Below are 18,411 nucleotides of genomic sequence, written 5' to 3'. Positions count from 1 at the left end.
AACGGGCGCTTGTTGGCCGGCTTCAAGGCTGGCGGCAGGTGGCACGCCGATTGCTTTATCCAGGGTGGGGAAACCGTGTGCAGGCTCCCCCTTCCGGTTCGTCCGTCGCTGGGTTACCGTTCAGCTGGTCCTTGCGGTAGCCACGGCGGACGGGCCGGATTCTTTTTGCCGGCCGCTATATCCTGCGGCCGCTGTCTTTCCAGTGGCGTTCTTTCAGACGGCGCACGTAGAGCTTGCCGCTGTCGGTCCTGGGCAACTCGTCGTGGAACTCGATTCTGCGCGGCAGCTTGTAGGCGGCCAGTCTTTCGCGGGTAAAATCTATGAGCTCGGCGGCCAGTTGCGGGCTTTCGTTTGTGCCGGTCCGAGTTTGCACGGCAGCCATTACGGCTTCGCCCCATTCCTGGTCGGGTACGGCGAACACCGCCACGTCGATCACCTGCGGGTGGGTGATCAGCACCTTTTCGATTTCGGCGGGGTATATGTTCACGCCCCCTGAAATGATGGTGTTCGACAGCCGGTCGCGGAGGAAAGCGTAGCCGTCTTCGTCGACCAGGCCGATGTCGCCCAGGTGAAAGGTGTGCGCGTCAACGAAGGTCGCGCGCGTCTTGTCGGGGTCGCCGTGGTACTCGAACCAGTGGGGGGTATCGGGGCGGCGACAGTACAGTATGCCCTCTTCGTTGGCGGGCAGGGGCGTGCCCTGCTCGTTGCCCGCGAAGATCTGCCAGCCCTCTACCGTGCGTCCGACGGTGCCCTGCTTGAGCTGCCAGTCGGATGAGTCGACCAGGGTGACGACGCCGCTTTCGGTGGCGCCCCAGTACTCCACCAGCAATGGGCCCCACCAGGCGATCATGCGCTGCTTGCTGGCAGGCGACACCGGGGCGGCGCCGTGCAGCACCGTGACCAGCGGCGTTGGATCGAAGGCCGCGCGTTGCTCGTCGGGCAAGCCGAGCAGGCGCTCGAACATGGTGGGCACGAGGTGGGTGTGGGTCACTTGCTGCTCGCCGACCAGGTCGAAGAAACGCTGCTCGTTCCATCGCGGCATCATGGTCACGGCAGCACCGTTGAGCAGGTCGTAGACGGCAAACAGCAACGGTGCCGCGTGGTAAGCAGGCCCGGTGATGAGGTGTCGGCCCCGTCCGTCCATCTGTATGCGTCGTCCGTAGGCCGCGGCCGCCTCCAGCCCCGCGGCCAGCGTAGAAGGACGATGGCGTTTTACCCCGCGTGGGCGGCCAGTGGTTCCGCTGGTGTAGATCATGGTGCCGCCCATCGGCGAGTCGGGCGGGTAGGGCTGGGCGGGGGCGCTGCTGATGGCCCCGTCCAGCTCGTCGCCGGCGACCAGCAGGGTGGCTGCGTCAACGCAGCCCGCCGAGGCGGCATCTCTATGTTGCTCGTCGCAGATCACCACGCGCGCGCCGCTGTCGGTCAGCACGTAGTCGATCTCGTCGGCCAGCAGGTGATGGTTGATGGGGGTCAGCCACAGGCCGGCCAGCCAGGAGGCGAGCACAAGCTCGAGGCACTCGCCGCGGTTGTACATCAGCGTGGCCACCCTGTCGCCGGGCTCGAGGCCCAGCTCGCTGCTCAGCAGGCGGGCCATGCGCGTGGCCCTGTCGGCCAGTTCGGCCCAGGAGCGGGTGACCGTCAGATCGTCGAGCGCGGCCTCGTCGCCGCGCATCCTGGCAAGCTCATACAACAAGGGGGATACGTTCTTTTTATGTTAAAGGTAGCAGGGCATCTTCGCCAGCCGAGCAGCCCTGCTACCTTAAGGCCCAAGGGTGCCTGGCTCTATTTCTCGATGCGCTGGCCACCGCGACGCGCGGTTGGCAGGATGGTGTCGTGAAGCTCCTCGACCTCGCCACGCCCGCGCTGCTTATTGACCGCGATGCTCTCGGGCAGAACCTGGACTTCATGGCCGCGTCGCTGCCCGGTGATCGCTTGCGCCCGCACGTCAAGGCGCACAAGTCGACGGCGTTGGCGCGTGAGCAGGCCGCGCGTGGACACTGTTCGTTTACCTGCGCCACCGCGCGCGAGATGGCGGGAATGGCAGCCGCGGGACTGGGCGACGATTTGCTGCTGGCCAACGAACTCCTCGACACGGCCCGCCTGTCGATGTTGGCGGACCTGGATGCGCGGGTGACGGTGGCCGTTGATTCGGCCTCCACCGTATCGGCTGCCGCGGCCGCCGGCATCGCCGAGGTACTCATCGACGTTAACGTGGGCTTGCCGCGCTGCGGTTGCCTGCCCGCCGATGCTGGCCGGTTGGCCGACAGCGCGAGGGCGGCCGGACTGCAGGTGCGCGGGGTGATGGGTTACGAAGGGCACGCGGTGGGTCTGGAAGACCGCGAGCAGCGTCGCGTCGCGACCGAGGTATCCATGCAGTTGCTGGCTGCCGCCCACGCGGACGTCGGCGGCGAGCTGGTTTCGGCTGGTGGTACCACCACCTGGGATCTCAACAAGCTTGCCACCGAGATCCAGGCCGGCTCGTACGCACTCATGGACACGGCGTATACGCGCATGGGCCTGCCTTTTACGCAGGCCGTGTCGATCCTGAGCACGGTGGTGTCGGTGTCCGAGGCGAGTGGCTATGCGGTGGCCGACTGTGGCCTCAAGGCCCTGGGCATGGATCACGGGGATCCCTCGATTGAAGAGGCGCGGGTGTGGTTCTGCTCGGATGAGCACGTCACGTTTTCGCCGGACCCGGCTTCGCCCGATGCCGCCGCGGGCTCCAGGCTACCCGTCGTCGGCGACCGGGTGCGGGTGCTTCCCGCCCACGTGGACCCCACCATGGCCTGCCACGAACGGGCCTACCTGGTCAGCGGCGACGAGGTTGTCGATTGCTGGGCCATCGACCTGCGCAGCTGGTAGGGGCCTGACCCCCTTTTTCAGAGTTCGTCAGCGGAAGCGGCCACGAAGGCTTCGCGCAGTTGTTGATAGTCGCTGGTGACCGGGAACTGCGGGAAATCGTCGACCACGTTCTGCGGTGGACAGAAGAGTATGCCTGCGTCGGCCTCGGTGAGCATCGTGGTGTCGTTGTATGAATCACCGGCCGCCACCACGCGAAAGTTGAGTTCGCGCAGCGCCCTTACGGCGCGTCGCTTGCCGTCGTCCAGGCGCAGGGTGTAGCCCGAGATGCGGCCTTCGGGCTCCACTTCCAGCCGGTGGCAGAACAGGCAGGGAAAATCGAGCTGCCGCATCAGCGGCTGCGCAAACTGGTAAAAGGTGTCCGACAGGATGATGACCTGCGCGCGCTCGCGCAGCCAGTCAACGAACTCGCCGGCGCCTTCGAGCGGCCCCATGCCGGCTATCACCTCCTGTATCTGGGGCAGGGTGATCCCCTCGCGGTCGAGAATGTCGAGCCGGTAGCGCATGAGTACGTCGTAGTCGGGCTCGTCGCGGGTGGTGCGCCGCAGCTCGTCGATACCGGTGCGCTCGGCAACGTTGATCCAGATTTCGGGCACCAGCACCCCTTCGAGGTCGAGACAGGCGATCATGCGCGCAAGTTAGCCCAGCCAGCGGCAAGGCTCAACGCGGGCCGCGAACGAATGGTGGCTACAGCTGCCCGCCGCCGTTAGCATTGCCCATTATGGGCACGCTTGACGGCAGGACAGCAGTGGTTACCGGGGCCGGCCGGGGAATAGGCCGCGCCATGGCCGAGGCGCTCGCGCGACTGGGGGCCTCGGTGGCGGTGAATGACATCGTGGCCGAGCGCGCCGAAGAAACCGCGGCCTTGATCAACGACGCCGGCGGCCGGGCCGCGGCCTTTGCCGCCGACGTGGGCCAGCACGCTGCCGTGCTCGAGATGGCGGCTGCCGTCGAAAAAGAATTGGGGCCGGCCGACCTGCTGGTCAACAACGCGGGCATCCCCGGTAGCTTTCCGGCGTTCAAGTTCGTTGACAGCCAACCCTCCGACTGGGAGCCCTTTCTGCGCGTGAACCTCTACGGTGTACTGCACTGCTGCCACGCTTTTGCGCCGGCAATGAAAGAACGGGGCTGGGGACGCGTGGTCACCATCTCGTCGGAGGCCTGGCGCATGGGCACCGACTACGGCATTTCGATGTACGCCGCGGGCAAGGCGGGGGCCATCGGTTTCATGCGCCAACTGGCGAGTGAGCTGGGACGCGACGGTGTTACTGCGAACTGCATATCGTTGGGAGAGCTCGACAACCTGCCGTTGCCCGACGACTACTTTGCGCGTTACCCGGTGGCGCGCGCGGGCAGCGCCGACGACGTGGTGGCGCTGTTGCTCTACCTCGTCTCGGACGAGGCCGCGTGGATGACCGGCCAGGTGCTGCCACTCAACGGCGGTCTCTCCTGAAGCGGGATACGTTGCAATCAGCCAAAAGCTAGAGGGCAGCCCCGGTACTATTAAGCTGGTTGGCGTGCATCCTCCGTATTGACTGGCCGGTGCGGGGGTGGCCTGTAGTAGGGCATGAAGTTTGGAGTGATTCCGCCTTACGGTATGGCCGCGGTCGAGGATCCAGTGTTCGCGGGCGATTTCTGTCGTGCGGCCGAGCAGACCGGCATGGAGTCGGTGTGGGTGGTCGAGCACACGGTGATGTGCCCCGACTACACTTCGCGCTACCCCTACGATCGCTCGGGCCGCTCGCCTTTTAACGAGAACGTGCCGCAACCCGATCCGTTGCTCTGGCTCGCCTGGGCGGCCGCGCACACCGAGACCCTGCGCCTGGCCACCGGCGTGATGATACTGCCGCAGCGCAATCCACTCGTACTTGCCAAGGAGCTTGCCACGCTCGACCGGCTGTCGGGCGGCCGCCTGGTGGCCGGCTTCGGCGTGGGCTGGGTGCGCGAAGAGGCCGAGGCCCTGGGGTGTGACTTCGGCAGCCGCGGGCGTCGCGCCGACGAGTGCATCGAGGTCATGCGTGAACTCTGGAGCGAGCAGGAAACGGCGTCTTACCACGGCAGTTTCTACGACTTCGAGCGGGTGGTGAGCCGTCCGCGTCCGCTGCAGGAAGGCGGTGTACCGCTGATCATCGGCGGTCACAGCGAGGCGGCTGCGCGCAGGGCCGGTCGTTACGGCGATGGGTTTTTCCCCCTGGGCGTTTCGATGCAGCGCCTGGCCGAACTGCGCGAGGTCTTGAACGATGCCGCCAAAGCGGCTGGCCGCGACCCGGCCCGCGTGGAGATCACCTGCGTGGGAGCGGCCGACCCGGCGCTGTTGTCGGCATACGCCGAGGCTGGTGTTCATCGCACCGTGGTGGCCTGCCTCGTGCCCGAACTCGACGCCGCGAGCAGCGCTATGCAGGCCGCGCTTTCGGCCGCGCGCGAAGCCGGCCTGCCGCTCGACGGTGGCCTGGCCTGAGCTGGTCCTTCAGCCGAACGCTCTCGGCGACACTGTGTTCTTCGGGTTCGGCTTGTCCTCAGCGGCGGCCTGGCTGTAGTCGCTCCAGGGTCCGTCGCGCTCAGCCACCGCTGCGCCCACGCCGTCGCGGGCGGCGGTTTCGATAAAGTCGAGCGACTCGGGAATATTGCGCATGTAGCCATCCAATATAGGCCCGAGCAGCTGCGTGCCGGCCAGGCCCATGTTTTCGTAGGCCTGGTTGACGACCATCTTCATGGCCGCGAGTTGCGCCGGCGGCAGCGCGGCGATCGCGCGGGCCTCGTCCATGACGGTTTTTTCAAGATCGGCAAAGGGTACCGCGCGGTTGATGAGGCCGATTTCGGCCGCCCGGCTGCCCGACAACGGTCTGCCGGTAAGCGCGTGTTCCTTGGCGCGGGTCAGGCCCAGCCGGTAGATCCACATGCCCGTGAGGTAGCAGCCCCACGCGCGCGAGTAGGGTGTGCCGATGCGCGCGTCGTCGCTGGCGATCACCAGGTCGGCGCACAGGGCCATGTCCGAGCCGCCGCCGACACACCAGCCGTGTACCTGCGCGATCACGGGCTTGGGGCTGCGCCACAGGCTCATGAACTTGGGCACGGGTCCGGTGTGCGGGCTGGTCACGCCTATCATGTCGCGGCCTGGGTCCCAGCTGCCGCCCGTGCCCACCAGGCCTTCCCAGGCAGCCATGTTGTCAGCGAAGTTGAAGCCTGCGCAGAAGGCGCGCCCAGCGCCGCGCAACACGATCACGCGCACGTCGGGGTCCGCGTTGGCGCACGCTACGGCCTGTTCGATCTCGTCGGGCATGGGCGGGACGATGGTGTTGAGCTCGTCGGGGCGGTTCAGGGTAATGGCGGCAACAGCCCCTTCGGTTTCGTAGATCAGGCTTTCAAATTTCATGGTGCAGGCCTCTGCGGTCAAGCTAGCGTTGCGCTTGAGTTGGTGGAAGCGAGCCGCTGGTGCGCTCGCGTCAGTAAAGGAGCGTTGCGGCCGGGCTCTAACCGGCGATTGTAAAATACACGATAAACGGGGTAGTTAGAGAGGTTCAGGTCGACCACCACGGGTCGTTTGCAGGAGGATACTGCCTATGCGCAGCGCAAAAGACTTTTTTCAGCCACTGGCCCTCGGCGCGCCCGAGCCGCTGCGCGAAGTGCCGTTTCGTCCCTCGCGGATGATACATTTTTTTGATCCGAGCAACCCTAAGATGGCGGCCAAGGTGCCCGACATCGCGAAAAAGTGCGACGTCGTGCTCGGCAATCTCGAAGACGCGATAGCGGCCGACAACAAGGAAGCCGCCCGCGAAGGCCTGGTCTCGATCGCGCGCGACACCGACTTCGGCAACTGCCAGTTGTGGACCCGCATCAACAGCCTCGACTCGCCCTGGGCCCTGGACGATGTGACCCGCCTTGTCGGCGAGATCGGCGACAAGCTCGACGTCATAATGATTCCCAAGGTCGAGGGTGCCTGGGACATTCACTACATGGACCGGCTGGTGGCCCAGCTCGAAGCCCGCGCGGGGCTCAAGCGTCCCATACTGTTTCACGCCATACTCGAGACGGCCACCGGTGTGGCCAATGTCGAAGAGATATGCGGAGCCAGCCCACGCATGCAGGGGCTGTCGCTGGGCCCGGCGGATCTTGCCGCTTCCAGGCGCATGAAGACCACTCGCGTGGGCGGAGGACACCCCGGTTACATAGTGAGGGCCGACCCCGACGCGGCCAACGAGGACGCGCCGCGCACGACCGCGCAGCAGGACCTGTGGCACTACACCATCGCGCGCATGGTCGACGCTTGCGCCGCGCACGGCATACTTCCTTACTACGGTCCTTTCGGGGACATCAAGGACACCGTCGCCTGCGAGGACCAGTTTCGCAACGCTTTTCTCATGGGCTGCGTGGGCGCGTGGAGCCTGCACCCGGTGCAGATTGGTATAGCCCGCAAGGTGTTCAGTCCGCCGGCCGACGAGGTGAAGTGGGCGCGCCGGGTCATCGACGAGATGGGCGACGGCACGGGCGCGGTCATGATAGACGGCAAGATGCAAGACGACGCGACCTTCAAGCAGTGCCAGGTGATGGTCGATCTTGCCCGCTCGCTGGCCGAGGGCGACGAGGAGTTGACCGAGGCCTACGGATTCTGAAGCGGCTGCGACGGGGCTGCTGACGTTGAAATGCGCGGGTGGAAAGGTTAGAAATCCCGTTGATTTTGAGCGCTGGACTGACTGACAGCTCGACCGACCCTACGACTGGCCACGACCCAGGAGGTGGTTTTCTGATATGCGTTTTTACGAGTTTGAAACCAAGACGATTTTGGCCAGGCGAGGTATCGCGGTGCCCGAGGGCAGCAGGGCTGCCAACGCCGGGGAGGCAGCCAGTGCTGCCGAGGAACTGGGCGGCGCGGTAATCGTAAAAGCCCAGCTGCTGGTGGGCTCTAAGGGCGGCGCGAGCAGGTCCGACGAGTCGCAGGCGGTCGATAGCCCCGAGCAGGCGGCCACCGCCACCGAGGAACTGCTCAAGATCGACGACGGCGGACGTGGTCCCAGGGGCGTGCTCGTTGAGAAGGTCCAAGCGGCCACCGCCGAGTACTCGCTGTCGATAAGTTACGACGGAACGGCCAAGCAGCCGCTTCTGCTCGCAGCCGACATCGCGGGTAACATCGAGGACATCGCCGAGGCGCATCCCGACCGCGTGGTCTCGAGACACTTTTCAGCGCTGGTGCCGTTCTCGGATTACGTCGCCAAGGAAGTAGCCGCGGGCCTGGGCCTGAACGGTTCGGAACTCAACCGCATGGCCGGCGTTATTGCTCGCCTCGCGCGCTTGTTTCTCGACTACGATCTTACCCAGGCCGACATCCAGACCCTGGCCCGGCTCGAAGACGGCAGCCTGCTGGCGGTCGATTGTTTTTCGGACATGGAAGTCGAGGCCAAGTACCGGCAGAAAGAACTGCTTGCCGAGTTCGGCGTGGGCGAGGAAGACACCCGCTCGGTGCGCGAGCCTACCGAGTTTGAGCTGGCCGGCAAGAAGATCGACGACGACGACCCGCGTGGCATCATCGGTCCGGTCGTCGAGTTCGGCGGCAACGTGGGCCTGGTCATCGGTGCTGGCGGTGGTTCGCTGACGCTTACCGATGCGGTGCGCAAGGCAGGCGGTGATCCGGCCAACTACGCGGCCATAGGCGGCAACCCCAGCGTCGCCAAGGCGGTGGCGCTCACCAAGCTGGTGCTGGGCAAGTCGGGCGTCGACAAGATAGCCGTGATGTCCAACGTGGTGTCCAACACCCGCGCCGACCTGGTGGCCCGCGGCGTCATAAAAGGCGTGATCGAGATGGGCTTCGAGCCCGCCGACAAGATCACTATTTTTCGCGTGCCCGGTGCGTGGGAGGCCGACGCGGTGAAGATACTGGACAAGTACGGCGTGGAATACTGCGACCGTTCGGTGTCGATCAGCGAGGCGGCCAAGCGCGCCGTCGACAAGATCAACGGCTGAGCGGCTGGCGAGCAGAGAGCGAGAAGAGGAAAGCGATGGGAGTTCTGGTTCACAAGGATTTTGATTTTATCGTCCAGGGCATCACCGGGCGCGAGGCGGTTAACTTTACCCGCGAGTGCCTGGAGTACGGCTCCAGGATCGTCGGTGGGGTGACACCCGGCAAGGGTGGTCGCGAGGTCTACGGCGTGCCGGTGTACAACACGGTTCGCGAGATCACCGAGCAGCGCAAGGTAGACGGCACCGTGATTACGGTGCCCCTGGCCTTTGCTGCCGACGCGGCCTACGAGGCCATCGACGCCGGCGTCAAGCTGCTGGTGATTATCACCGAGGGCATTTGTCGTCGCGACGCGGCGGCGTTCATCGAGTACGCGGCCCAGCACGACGCCCGCGTGATCGGGCCCAACTGCCTGGGAGTCATCATCCCCGACGTGTGCAGGTTCGGCAGCCTTGGCGGTCCGGCCGTCGACTGTCGCAAGGCTTTCAAGCCCGGGGTGGTTGGCGTCATGTCGCGCTCGGGTGGCATGACCACCGAGATCTGCAACGCCCTGAGCCAGGCGGGCCTGGGCGAGAGCACGGCAATTTCGATAGGCGGCGACCCGGTCATCGGCTCGACCTACGCCGAGTTGATGCCCTACTTCGAAGCCGACGAGGATACCAAGGCCGTTGTCATTTATTCCGAGCCGGGTGGTTCGTCGGAGGCGGAACTGGCGCGCTGGGCCAAGGAAAACAACAGCCGCCTGCCTATCGTTGCTTTCGTGGCAGGACGCTTCATGGACGATATGCACGGCATGAGCTTCGGCCACGCCGGTACCATCGTTGAAAAGAAACTGGATTCACCGGCCGATAAGATCCGTCGCATGCGCGACGCGGGTATTTCGGTGGCAGACGAGATCGGGGACATTCCGCGCCTCGTGCAGGAGCGCCTCGACGGCGCCGCCTGAGCATAAGGGCAGCAGGAGAACGTAAACATGGCAATGTTCATACGCGTGGATGTAAACGACGAACTGGTGGCCGCCACCGACGGACTGGCGGCCAAGTTGATCGAGGTGTGCCCGGTCAAGATCTTCAAGGCCGGCGCCGACGCTGGTTCGGTCGCCGTGGTGGAAGACAACGTAGACGAGTGCACCCTCTGCGACCTGTGTCTGCAAGGACCCGAGGGCTCGGTGTCTATCGTCAAGCTCTACGAAGACTGAGCGCCGGACCCACTCCGCAACAGCCACGCGCTTGCAGCGGCGAGCGTGTATTCGAGCAACAGCGCAGAGCCCGTGTACGAAGACAGCTCGGCCGCCATCACGGCGCCCGCGCTGCGCGCCAGGGCCAGGCCGCAGGCAAGAAAGAGCAACAGCAACAACGCCGGTCGCTCCAACTCCTCTCGCATCGCGCCGGCGGCGCAGAGGGCGCCGATGCCTGCCTGCAGGCCCCCATACATAGCCCGTAGTTCAATGGTGCCGGTCGAGGCGGTGGCCGACACGGCGGCGGCCTCGACCAGGAACTCCGGCACCAGGAAACAGTAAAGGCCGTAGGGCAGCCACAGCAGCGCGTTGGCGGCAAGAAATAATCTCGTCATGGTGTTTTCTCTCTCCCCGGGGCTCCCATCTTGCCCGCCGCTGGTATAGAAGCCAGTACAGCGGGCGCCCGCAGGGAGAACAACCATGAAATTCGCGCTTTTTCACGAGATCCCGGTGGCACGGCCCTGGACGGCGGGCAAGGAGCAACAGGCCATAGTCAACGTGGTCGACCAGGCCGTGGCTGGCGAGCAGGCCGGCTTCGACAGCATGTGGACCGTGGAGCATCACTTCCTCGAGGAGTTTTCCCACTGCTCCAACCCCGAGGTGTTGTACGGGGCCGTGGCGGCGCGAACCAGCAGCCTGCGCATCGGCTACGGAGTTCGGCTCACGCCCAAACCATACAACCACCCGGTGCGAACGGCCGAGAGCGTGGCCATGCTCGACAACCTGTCGAACGGGCGCGTCGAGTTCGGAGTGGGCCGTTCGGCCACTGCCGCCGAGCTGGAAGGATTTGGCATCGACCCGCAGGTGACGCGCGAGATGCTCTCCGAGGCGCTCGACCACATCGTGGGTTGCTGGACCGACGACCTGCACGAGTTCAACGGTACGCACTGGAGCATGCCGGCCCGGCGCGTGTTGCCGCGTCCGGTGCAGCAGCCGCACCCGCCGCTGTGGTCAGCCACGACCAGCCTCGACGGACACCGCGGCGTGGGTCGCATGGGCGTGGGCCTGTTGTCTTTTGCCGTTGGTGTGCCGCCCGAAGACCTCCTGCCGCGGGTGGCGGCCTACCGTGAAGGCCTGGCCGAATGCACACAGCCCAAGGGCAGGGTGCGCAACGAACGCGTGGCCACGTTTACCATGGGCCACTGCGCGGAGACCAACGAGCAGGCCTTCGAAGAGGCCGCCGAATCGATGACCTGGTACCCCAGGGCGGGCGCGCGGCAGGTGGCGACGGTGGCCGACTACGCCCGGCGCTTCAACGAGGACCTGGGAAGCTACGGCTACGCCGAAGACATCAAGCAACTCGACGAAGCGGGCTCACTTGACCAGCTCGACTTTGACTACATACGCGAAAGCGGTGCGGCCATGGTGGGTGACCCCGACCGCTGCATTGAAATCGCGCGCCGCTACAAGGACGCCGGCTGCGACCTGCTGCTGTGCCTGCTCAATCCCTACGATATCCCCCACGAGCAGGTCCTGAAATCGATAGACCTGCTGGGGAAGCACGTGATACCGGAACTTTCGGGCGACTGACTAAAACGAGCAGTCGTTCTCGCGGAGAGACCCGGGACCGCTGGCGAGAGTTGGCGCCGGGTTGTAAGATCCACCGATGAATGAACCGCTGCGTTTCGGGGTGTTCCTGGCGCCCTTTCATCCCACCGACGAGAATCCAACCCTGCAGTTGCACCGCGACCTGCAGCTGGCCGAGCAACTCGACCAACTAGGCTACGACGAGTTGTGGATAGGCGAGCACCACTCGGGTGCTTACGAAACCATATCGTCGCCCGAACTCTTCATAGCCGCGGCCGCCGAGCGCACGCGCAACATACGCCTGGGTACCGGCGTGGTGTCGTTGCCTTATCACCACCCGCTGATGGTAGCCGGCCGCATCGTTCAGCTCGACCACCAGACCCGCGGCCGGGTGATGTTCGGGGTGGGGCCGGGACAGCTACCGTCAGACGCACACATGATGGGTATCAACGTTTCGTCTCAGCGTCACCGCATGGACGAGGCGCTGGAGGTGTTGATCCCGCTGCTCCGCGGCGAGACCGTTACGCGCAAGACCGACTGGTTTGAACTCAGGGATGCGCGCGTGCAGATGGCACCGCATACCCATCCGTCGGTCGAGGTGGCCGTGGCCGCCGCGATTTCGCCGTCAGGTCCGCGTGCTGCCGGCAAGCACGGCATCGGGATGCTGTCGATGGCTGCCAGCAGCGCCGAGGGTTTCGACCTGTTGCCCGCCCACTGGCAGTTGTGCGAGCAACTGGCCGCCGAGCACGGGCACGTGGTCGACCGCCGCAACTGGCGGCTGGTGGCGCCCATGCACCTGGCCGAGACAAGAGAACAGGCCCGAGCCGACATGGAACACGGTCTACTCAAGCTCGTACACTACTTCGAGCAACTGGGAGGCAACAAGCTGGACTACAGCAGCAGCACCGAGGCTGCCGTCGAGGAGTGGACGGAGCGGGGCCTGACCGTGCTGGGCCGTGCGATCATCGGTACGCCGGACGACGCCATCGAGCAGATCGAGCAACTACGCGAGCGCTCGGGTGGTTTTGGTACCTTCATGATGATCGCCCACGACTGCGCCGATCCGCAGCGCACGGCGAACAGCTACGAATTGTTTGCCCGCTACGTGATGCCGGCCGTCAACGGTGCCAACCGCACGCGCGAGGACAGCCTCGACTGGTGCAATCGCAACAGCGCGCAGGTGATAGGTGACCTGCAGAACGCTATCGTCAGTGCGATCGGGGAACACGAAGACGAGCGACGCGAGCGTGGCAGTGGCGTGGCCTGGGGCGATGGCAGCGACCTGCTGGTCGGCGACGAGTAGTTTACGCGTGAGTACTTGCGGGAATGGTGCTGGTGCGGGCAAGCCCGCGAGACTGGAGGGCTTGGCTGCGGGTGCACGGACGCTTACGGCCGCAGCGCTTACCCTGGGCTATTCCTACCGTCGCTTCGACTGGAGTACGGGCGAGGACGAGCGTCACACGGCCGTTACGTCCGATGGCTGGAAGCTCGCGCTGTACCGCTATCGCGCCCGTGGCCGCGCCCATCCCTACCCCGTTCTGTGCAGCCACGGGATGGCAGGCAGCCGTTTCATATACGACCTGCATCCCGACTACTCGCTGGCGAGATATCTCAGCGGGCGCGGCTTCGACACCTGGCTGGTCGACTTGCGGGGCCGTGGAGAAAGCTGGCCCGAAGCGGGGCCCGACCGCGCCTTGCAATGGACGTTCGATGACCTGGCCGAGCGCGATCTGCCGGCGGCGGTCGCGCGCGTGTGCGAGATAACCGGCGCGCCGCAAGCGTTCTGGGTAGGCATGGAAATGAGTGGCCAGGCTCTCTACGCGGCAGCTATACAGGGCAAGGCCGGCTTGGTGCGCGGTGCGGTGACCTGTGGCTCACCGGTGCTGACGGATTCCGCGGCCCTGGTGCCCGGCGTGACCGCTGCCCCGAGGATGAGCGTTCGAGGGCGCGTGCCGTTTCGCTCGGGCGCGCGCATGGCTGGGCCGATTCTTGCCTACGGCCGCTCGCATGCGCTCGAGAGCAGCTTTCGGTCCTGTAATACCGCCCCGCTGGTTTCCGCTCGTTACTTTCGCAACGGGATTCCCGACGAAGCTGCCAGCCTGGTCGACCAGTTTAAGACCTGGATCGACGAGGGCACCATGCGCAACCTTGACGGCTCGGTGGTGTACTCGGACCGGTTGGAAGAGGTTAAGTTGCCGCTGCTCGTGATGGCGGCGGGGAGTGACCTGCAGCGACCTGCCGAATCGGTTCGCGCGGCGTACGACGCTTTCGGGAGCACGGACAAAACATTTCTGCACGCTGGCGTAAGCGATGGGTTCAGCGTGGACTTCGGACACGACGACCTGCTTGCCGGGTACGCGTCACCAACTGAGATATTTCCCCTGGTCAATGACTGGCTCGCTAACAGGAGCGATTCGTGAGACTGAATATCCGGATATTGGTCTGCTACGCCCCGTGGGGACCGCGATAAAAGACAAGGGAGTTCGGACGATGCTCGACGCGATTGTAATAGGAGCTGGCATGGCCGGGATCACGGCGGCCAGGGACCTGGCCGCGTCGGGCCTGTCGGTGTGTGTTGTAGAGGCGCGCGACCGGATCGGTGGCCGGGTCTACTCGGTACGCGATTTCTGTGACGAGCCGGTAGAGGGCGGAGCCGAGTTTATACACGGGGTCGGTGCCGCGACGTGGCCTGACGCGATGGCAGCTGGCGTGGAGGCTCGGCCCTGTCCCCTGACCCGTCACACGATGTTCAGCCTGGGCGGTCGACCGCGCTGGTTACCGTGGATCCTGCTCCACCCCGGAGTCTGGCCCAGCTTTCCCATCCTGATGAAGGTCGCCCGTTTCAAGCCGCCCGACATGTCGGCGCGGGAGTTCATCGACAAGCAGGGATACCGCGGCCACGCGCGTGTCATGGCCCAGATGGTACTTACTGCCCATTTGCCGGGTAGTGTCGACGAGGTCGGCTTGCTCGGTTTGCTGGAGGACAACGTTCTCAAGCTCGAGACCGGTCTCAATCATCGCATAGTTGAAGGCTACGACTCGGTGGTCTCGCACATCGCCAGGGATCTTGATGTGCGCCTCGGTTTTGGTGTCGAGTCCATAGACTGGAGCGGTGATGGCGTCGTGATCCGTTCGACCGGCGGCGAGGAGCTCTCTGCCCGTGCCGCGATCACCACGCTACCCCTGGGGGTGCTCAAGTCGGGTAAGGTGCGCTTCAAGCCCGAGCTGCCGGCTGGCAAACACGAGGCGTTCGAGGGCCTGGTGGCCGGGCCGGTCGTCAAGGTGCTGTTGCACTTCAAGGAGCGGTTCTGGCCCAGGTGGCTCGCCAACCTGCCGTGTGGAACGGGTCCGGTGACCCTTTACTGGCCGGTTTTTTACGGAGCCAAGTACGAGACCCAGGCCGTGCTTACGGCTTACGCGACCGGCCCCCGGGCAGCCCGCCTGTCGGAGGTCAGCGAGGACGAAGCCACCGAGATCTGCATCTCGGACCTGGAGCGCCTGTTCCCGAAGGCCGATCCTCGCGGCCAGCTGGTTGCCCGTCGCCGGATTGACTGGGCGGCGGACCCGTTCGCTTGCGGGGGATATACGCTCGTGCGGCCCGGCGGTGCTGGGTCGAGGGTGAAGCTGACCGCGGCCGATACCGGGGCACTGTTCTGGGCCGGTTCGGCTACCTCCACCCCGGTGATCGCCGCCACGGTAGAGAGTGCTTTTGTGAGTGGTCTGCGCGCCGCGGGCGACGTACGGGCATTACTCGGGGGCGCCGCCGCGCGGGATCGCCCGGTTGCCGGCGCCTGAGACCCCCGTAGATCGGACGCCAAGGGCCCGCGCTGTTGCCTAGGTGTCCAACTCCAGGGGAACGCTGAGCATGCCACGGAAGGTTGCGGAGTGCAGGCGCTCGACCGGTTGCACAACGCGAAATTTTGGGAATCGCGCGAGGATTTCCTCCCACACGACGCGTAGCTCAAGGCGGGCCAGGCTCGATCCCAGGCAGAAGTGGGCACCGAATCCGAAGGCCAGGTGAGGATTGGGGTCGCGGCCGACGTCGAAGCGATCGGGATCCTCGATCTCCCTCTCGTCACGGTTGGCGGCGCCGAGCAGCAGGAAAACTTTCTCTCCCCTGTGAATCGTCTGGCCCTGGATCACGACGTCTTCTGTCAGCAATCTCTCAACGCCCTGGACGGGGGACTCGAAACGGAGGAATTCCTCGACGGCCGAGCCGATCAGCGAGCGGTCTTCCAGCAGGCGGGCCCGCTGGTCCGGGAAGCGGTCGAGGAGGATCGTCGCGTTGCTTATGAGGTTGGTAGTGGTTTCGTTCCCGGCCACAAGGAGCAGGAGTGCGAATCCCATCAGTTCTTCCTGGCTCAGGGCGCGTCCGTTGATCTCGGTCGTGAGCAGCGCGCTCATCAGGTCATCGCCAGGGTGTTTGCGTTTCTCGGTGAAGACCTCCGACAGGTATGCTGCGAGTTCGAAGGACGCGTCGGTGTTCTTCACCCCCGCCGGGCCCACGCTGGCCGCGATGGCGATGGACTTTTCCTTGAACATTTCGCGGTCCTCGGTGGGGACACCGAGGAGTTCGGCGATGACGATGGTCGGCAGTGGTGCCGCGAGATCCCGGAACAGGTCACAGTGGCCCGAGTCTATAAAAGAATCGACCAGGTCGGTGGTGATGTCGCGAATGTGTGGCTCAAGGGCTGCTATTCTTTGTGGCGTGAAGGCGCGGTTTACCAGCGAGCGGAGCTCGTCGTGTCGCGGCGGGTCCAGGACCACCATGATGGGCATAAGAGATGACGGGTCGGACGGGGGAGGGGGCCCCAGGAACCGTTTTGACGAGAAAACCTGTGGGCGCATCAGCGCGGCGGCCACGTCTTCGTAGCGAGAGATGGCCCAGAAGCCCTGTTCGGGATGGTGGTAGACAGGGGCTGTATCGCGCAGTTCGCGGTAGACGGGGTAGGGGTTCTCGTGGAAGCTGTCCGAGTAAGGGTCGTAGTTGATCAAGTTTTATGTCCTCTTGCGGCAATGCCTGCTCAGGGCAGGCTTGACAGGGTTTGCCCGGGGGTGGTTTCCTGTGGCAATGGACTCCGAATATTGTACGTTTGCCCCAATCGCAAGAGTGCGAAGAGCCGCCGCGACGTTTTGTCGAGGTATGCAAGCTGGAGTAGCGCCGTGAGCCCAACCGAATGTCTTCTGATCGAGCGAGAGTGCGAGCGCCTTGTCACGGCCTACTGTCACTACGTTGACCACGGACAGGCGCGGCGCATCGCGGATCTCTTTACGTCCGATGGAGTCTGGACTGCCCCCGGTGTCGTCACCATGACCGGCACCGAAGAGCTGCAGAAGGGATTGGGAGAGAGGGAAGCTCGTACCGATCGCAGGTCGCGGCACGTGTGCAACAACCTGCTGTTGGACGTGCTCGACGAGGATACGGCCGAGGGCGTGGTATACCTGGTTCTTTATCGGCATGACGGTGGCGATGATGAGAAACCTGCGCCGGTTGAGAGCCCTCTCATGATAGGCGAGTACAGGGACCGGTTCGCGAGGACATCGGAGGGCTGGCGTTTCTCGCGCCGCGAGGTCGCCGTTTCCTTCGTGCGCGAGCGTTAGCGAGAACGGGCATTCAGGCTCAGGCGAATATTTTTCCGTCTATCAGGTCGTTGGCTTCTTCGAGCAGGCCCATGGAAAGCCGGGCCATGATTTCACTGGTGGAGGGATCTCCGATTCCGGCTGCGGCACGGGCCACGTGCCCCTCCAGGATAATGCCGAGTTTGTAGCAGGCCAGAACGCAGAAATAGCGCACGGCTTCAGGGGTGCGGTCGGTCCGCGCGAGGTAGCGGTCGATCATCTCTGCTCGCGAGGGAAAACCGTTCCACGGCTCGATGTACGTGGTGGGCATTCGCGGTCCGTCCGGCTCAGACCAGCTAGCCAGGATCCAACCCAGGTCGAGCATGGGGTCGCCGAGTGTCGAGAGTTCCCAGTCGATCAGGGCGATGAGCTCGGGGCGGTCATGGGCAAACATGGCGTTGGGAAGTTGCGGATCCCCGTGAAGGATGCCCGGCCGGTAGTCGCGCGGTCGGTTGGCCTCCAGCCAGGTTGCGACCCGGTCGAGCCCAGGTAATTTGTGGCCCTGGTAGCCGGTTATTTCGCGGTAGCTCTCCAGCTGGGCACGCCAGCGTGGGACCTGCCTTTCCAGGAAGCCGTCAGGTCTGCCGAAGTCCTCCAGCCCGACCGAACGATAATCGACCAGGGCCAGGGCTGCCAGGGCGTCCACCAGGGCGAAGCCCATCTCCCGGCGGAACCGCGGGGACGACGCGAATGGTTCTTTCAGCGGGCTCCCGGGACTCCAGCCATCGATCGGCTTCATTACGTAGAAGCACACCCCGATCACATCCGTGTTGTCGCACAGTGCGTGGAGCATCGGGTGCGGTACGTCGGTGTGCGCAAGAGCGCGCAGCAGGGTGCCCTCGCGGACTATCGACTTGTTGCTGTCGCGGCGCGGGTGGCGTGGTGGCCGCCGTAGCACGTAGTCAGCATCGCCGCGGTGGAACCGGAAGACCGCGTTTGACGAACCACCACCGAGTTGGGCCAGTCTTTCTATCGGCGCCCCGCTGCCGATATCCTGCGCATCCAGCCAGGGAGCCAGGCGATCCAGGGGCAACAAATCTAAATCATCTTTGCTCATCGGAGCCCGGAGGATCCACCGGTCAATTCACCGTCGGCCTCCTTTTACATAAGCCCGAGGGCATTGTACTTCAAGCCGTGGTTATTCCGCGGCGCGGAAGGCTGAGTGGAAAACTCATGTACGCGGAATAAACTACGAACCAGGTAGCCACCGCTTTTGACG

At 64.7% G+C, this 18,411-nt stretch carries 18 protein-coding genes; 12 read left to right on the top strand and 6 right to left on the bottom strand.

The features are described from left to right. Positions 1-175: 175 nt before the first annotated feature. Positions 176-1,693 (bottom strand): acyl-CoA synthetase, encoded by a 1,518-nt coding sequence (locus EYQ35_06805; protein ID HIF63844.1) that lies wholly within the window; start codon positions 1,691-1,693, stop codon positions 176-178. 140 nt (positions 1,694-1,833) lie between these two features. Here EYQ35_06805 and EYQ35_06800 point away from each other — a divergent pair, with 140 nt between their 5' ends. Further along, positions 1,834-2,862 (top strand): metal-activated pyridoxal enzyme, encoded by a 1,029-nt coding sequence (locus tag EYQ35_06800; GenBank protein HIF63843.1) that lies wholly within the window; start codon positions 1,834-1,836, stop codon positions 2,860-2,862. Between the two features lie 17 nt (positions 2,863-2,879). Here the strand turns inward: EYQ35_06800 and thrH are convergent, their stop codons facing one another. Continuing rightward, positions 2,880-3,488 carry a bifunctional phosphoserine phosphatase/homoserine phosphotransferase ThrH gene (gene thrH, locus EYQ35_06795; GenBank protein HIF63842.1) on the bottom strand — a complete coding sequence of 203 codons (609 nt, stop codon included), beginning with the start codon at positions 3,486-3,488 and terminating at the stop codon, positions 2,880-2,882. 92 nt (positions 3,489-3,580) lie between these two features. Here thrH and EYQ35_06790 point away from each other — a divergent pair, with 92 nt between their 5' ends. Both EYQ35_06790 and EYQ35_06785 read left to right on the top strand, forming a co-directional pair. Next, positions 3,581-4,312, top strand: coding sequence for an SDR family oxidoreductase (locus EYQ35_06790; GenBank protein HIF63841.1), 732 nt, complete (start codon positions 3,581-3,583; stop codon positions 4,310-4,312). A 114-nt stretch (positions 4,313-4,426) separates the two neighbouring features. Then, positions 4,427-5,317 carry an LLM class F420-dependent oxidoreductase gene (locus EYQ35_06785; GenBank protein ID HIF63840.1) on the top strand — a complete coding sequence of 297 codons (891 nt, stop codon included), beginning with the start codon at positions 4,427-4,429 and terminating at the stop codon, positions 5,315-5,317. 9 nt (positions 5,318-5,326) lie between these two features. Here EYQ35_06785 and EYQ35_06780 read toward each other — a convergent pair whose 3' ends face one another. Continuing rightward, a complete protein-coding gene (locus EYQ35_06780; GenBank protein HIF63839.1) occupies positions 5,327-6,232 on the bottom strand; it encodes a crotonase/enoyl-CoA hydratase family protein in 906 nt (301 codons plus the stop codon). Between the two features lie 187 nt (positions 6,233-6,419). On the opposite strand from EYQ35_06780, the gene EYQ35_06775 reads away from it, so the two are divergent. From EYQ35_06775 to EYQ35_06760, 4 genes are all read left to right on the top strand, one after another. Beyond that, positions 6,420-7,469 (top strand): CoA ester lyase, encoded by a 1,050-nt coding sequence (locus tag EYQ35_06775; protein ID HIF63838.1) that lies wholly within the window; start codon positions 6,420-6,422, stop codon positions 7,467-7,469. A 136-nt stretch (positions 7,470-7,605) separates the two neighbouring features. Continuing rightward, positions 7,606-8,814, top strand: coding sequence for a hypothetical protein (locus EYQ35_06770; GenBank protein HIF63837.1), 1,209 nt, complete (start codon positions 7,606-7,608; stop codon positions 8,812-8,814). Positions 8,815-8,849: 35 nt separating this feature from the next. Then, positions 8,850-9,755 carry a succinate--CoA ligase subunit alpha gene (locus EYQ35_06765; GenBank protein ID HIF63836.1) on the top strand — a complete coding sequence of 302 codons (906 nt, stop codon included), beginning with the start codon at positions 8,850-8,852 and terminating at the stop codon, positions 9,753-9,755. Between the two features lie 27 nt (positions 9,756-9,782). Continuing rightward, entirely contained in the window at positions 9,783-10,007 is a 225-nt protein-coding gene (locus EYQ35_06760) for a hypothetical protein (protein HIF63835.1), read from the top strand. Here the strand turns inward: EYQ35_06760 and EYQ35_06755 are convergent. Further along, positions 9,995-10,468, bottom strand: a complete 474-nt coding sequence (locus EYQ35_06755; protein HIF63834.1) for a DUF4345 domain-containing protein — start codon at positions 10,466-10,468, stop codon at positions 9,995-9,997. The genes EYQ35_06760 and EYQ35_06755 overlap by 13 nt on opposite strands. Between EYQ35_06755 and EYQ35_06750 the strand changes: the two genes are divergently transcribed. The 4 genes from EYQ35_06750 to EYQ35_06735 all read left to right on the top strand — a co-directional run bounded on the left by EYQ35_06750 (position 10,467) and on the right by EYQ35_06735 (position 15,368). Beyond that, a complete protein-coding gene (locus tag EYQ35_06750; GenBank protein ID HIF63833.1) occupies positions 10,467-11,576 on the top strand; it encodes an LLM class flavin-dependent oxidoreductase in 1,110 nt (369 codons plus the stop codon). The two genes, EYQ35_06755 and EYQ35_06750, sit on opposite strands and share 2 nt — an antisense overlap. Before the next feature lie 76 nt (positions 11,577-11,652). Beyond that, the gene (locus EYQ35_06745) at positions 11,653-12,876 is read left to right on the top strand and encodes an LLM class flavin-dependent oxidoreductase (protein HIF63832.1); all 1,224 of its coding nucleotides are present in this window, start codon (positions 11,653-11,655) and stop codon (positions 12,874-12,876) included. Next, positions 12,845-13,993, top strand: coding sequence for an alpha/beta fold hydrolase (locus tag EYQ35_06740; GenBank protein ID HIF63831.1), 1,149 nt, complete (start codon positions 12,845-12,847; stop codon positions 13,991-13,993). Before EYQ35_06745 ends, EYQ35_06740 begins: the two co-directional genes overlap by 32 nt. Further along, positions 13,962-15,368: an FAD-dependent oxidoreductase gene (locus EYQ35_06735; GenBank protein ID HIF63830.1), complete on the top strand. Its 1,407-nt coding sequence runs from the start codon at positions 13,962-13,964 to the stop codon at positions 15,366-15,368. Before EYQ35_06740 ends, EYQ35_06735 begins: the two co-directional genes overlap by 32 nt. Before the next feature lie 39 nt (positions 15,369-15,407). On the opposite strand, the gene EYQ35_06730 is transcribed toward EYQ35_06735, so the two are convergent. Next, positions 15,408-16,568: a cytochrome P450 gene (locus tag EYQ35_06730; protein ID HIF63829.1), complete on the bottom strand. Its 1,161-nt coding sequence runs from the start codon at positions 16,566-16,568 to the stop codon at positions 15,408-15,410. Between EYQ35_06730 and EYQ35_06725 the strand changes: the two genes are divergently transcribed. Continuing rightward, positions 16,476-17,174, top strand: coding sequence for a nuclear transport factor 2 family protein (locus EYQ35_06725; protein HIF63828.1), 699 nt, complete (start codon positions 16,476-16,478; stop codon positions 17,172-17,174). The two genes, EYQ35_06730 and EYQ35_06725, sit on opposite strands and share 93 nt — an antisense overlap. Before the next feature lie 19 nt (positions 17,175-17,193). On the opposite strand, the gene EYQ35_06720 is transcribed toward EYQ35_06725, so the two are convergent. Beyond that, positions 17,194-18,249, bottom strand: coding sequence for a phosphotransferase family protein (locus EYQ35_06720; protein HIF63827.1), 1,056 nt, complete (start codon positions 18,247-18,249; stop codon positions 17,194-17,196). Between the last annotated feature and the right edge of the window lie 162 nt (positions 18,250-18,411).

The organism is Candidatus Binatota bacterium (genome assembly GCA_012960245.1).
Lineage (GTDB): Bacteria > Desulfobacterota > Binatia > UBA1149 > UBA1149 > UBA1149.
The sequence above is the reverse complement of the archived record's forward strand: the minus strand, read 5'-3'. Positions and strand labels throughout refer to the sequence as shown.

What these genes read in the sequence shown, in the direction of transcription:
- thrH (HIF63842.1), bottom strand. Translation starts at nt 3,488, where the DNA reads ATGATCGCCTGTCTCGACCTCGAAGGGGTGCTGGTGCCCGAAATCTGG.
- EYQ35_06790 (HIF63841.1), top strand. Translation starts at nt 3,581, where the DNA reads ATGGGCACGCTTGACGGCAGGACAGCAGTGGTTACCGGGGCCGGCCGG.
- EYQ35_06785 (HIF63840.1), top strand. Translation starts at nt 4,427, where the DNA reads ATGAAGTTTGGAGTGATTCCGCCTTACGGTATGGCCGCGGTCGAGGAT.
- EYQ35_06780 (HIF63839.1), bottom strand. Translation starts at nt 6,232, where the DNA reads ATGAAATTTGAAAGCCTGATCTACGAAACCGAAGGGGCTGTTGCCGCC.
- EYQ35_06775 (HIF63838.1), top strand. Translation starts at nt 6,420, where the DNA reads ATGCGCAGCGCAAAAGACTTTTTTCAGCCACTGGCCCTCGGCGCGCCC.
- EYQ35_06770 (HIF63837.1), top strand. Translation starts at nt 7,606, where the DNA reads ATGCGTTTTTACGAGTTTGAAACCAAGACGATTTTGGCCAGGCGAGGT.
- EYQ35_06765 (HIF63836.1), top strand. Translation starts at nt 8,850, where the DNA reads ATGGGAGTTCTGGTTCACAAGGATTTTGATTTTATCGTCCAGGGCATC.
- EYQ35_06760 (HIF63835.1), top strand. Translation starts at nt 9,783, where the DNA reads ATGGCAATGTTCATACGCGTGGATGTAAACGACGAACTGGTGGCCGCC.
- EYQ35_06750 (HIF63833.1), top strand. Translation starts at nt 10,467, where the DNA reads ATGAAATTCGCGCTTTTTCACGAGATCCCGGTGGCACGGCCCTGGACG.
- EYQ35_06755 (HIF63834.1), bottom strand. Translation starts at nt 10,468, where the DNA reads ATGGTTGTTCTCCCTGCGGGCGCCCGCTGTACTGGCTTCTATACCAGC.
- EYQ35_06745 (HIF63832.1), top strand. Translation starts at nt 11,653, where the DNA reads ATGAATGAACCGCTGCGTTTCGGGGTGTTCCTGGCGCCCTTTCATCCC.
- EYQ35_06740 (HIF63831.1), top strand. Translation starts at nt 12,845, where the DNA reads ATGGCAGCGACCTGCTGGTCGGCGACGAGTAGTTTACGCGTGAGTACT.
- EYQ35_06735 (HIF63830.1), top strand. Translation starts at nt 13,962, where the DNA reads ATGACTGGCTCGCTAACAGGAGCGATTCGTGAGACTGAATATCCGGAT.
- EYQ35_06725 (HIF63828.1), top strand. Translation starts at nt 16,476, where the DNA reads ATGGTGGTAGACAGGGGCTGTATCGCGCAGTTCGCGGTAGACGGGGTA.
- EYQ35_06720 (HIF63827.1), bottom strand. Translation starts at nt 18,249, where the DNA reads ATGAGCAAAGATGATTTAGATTTGTTGCCCCTGGATCGCCTGGCTCCC.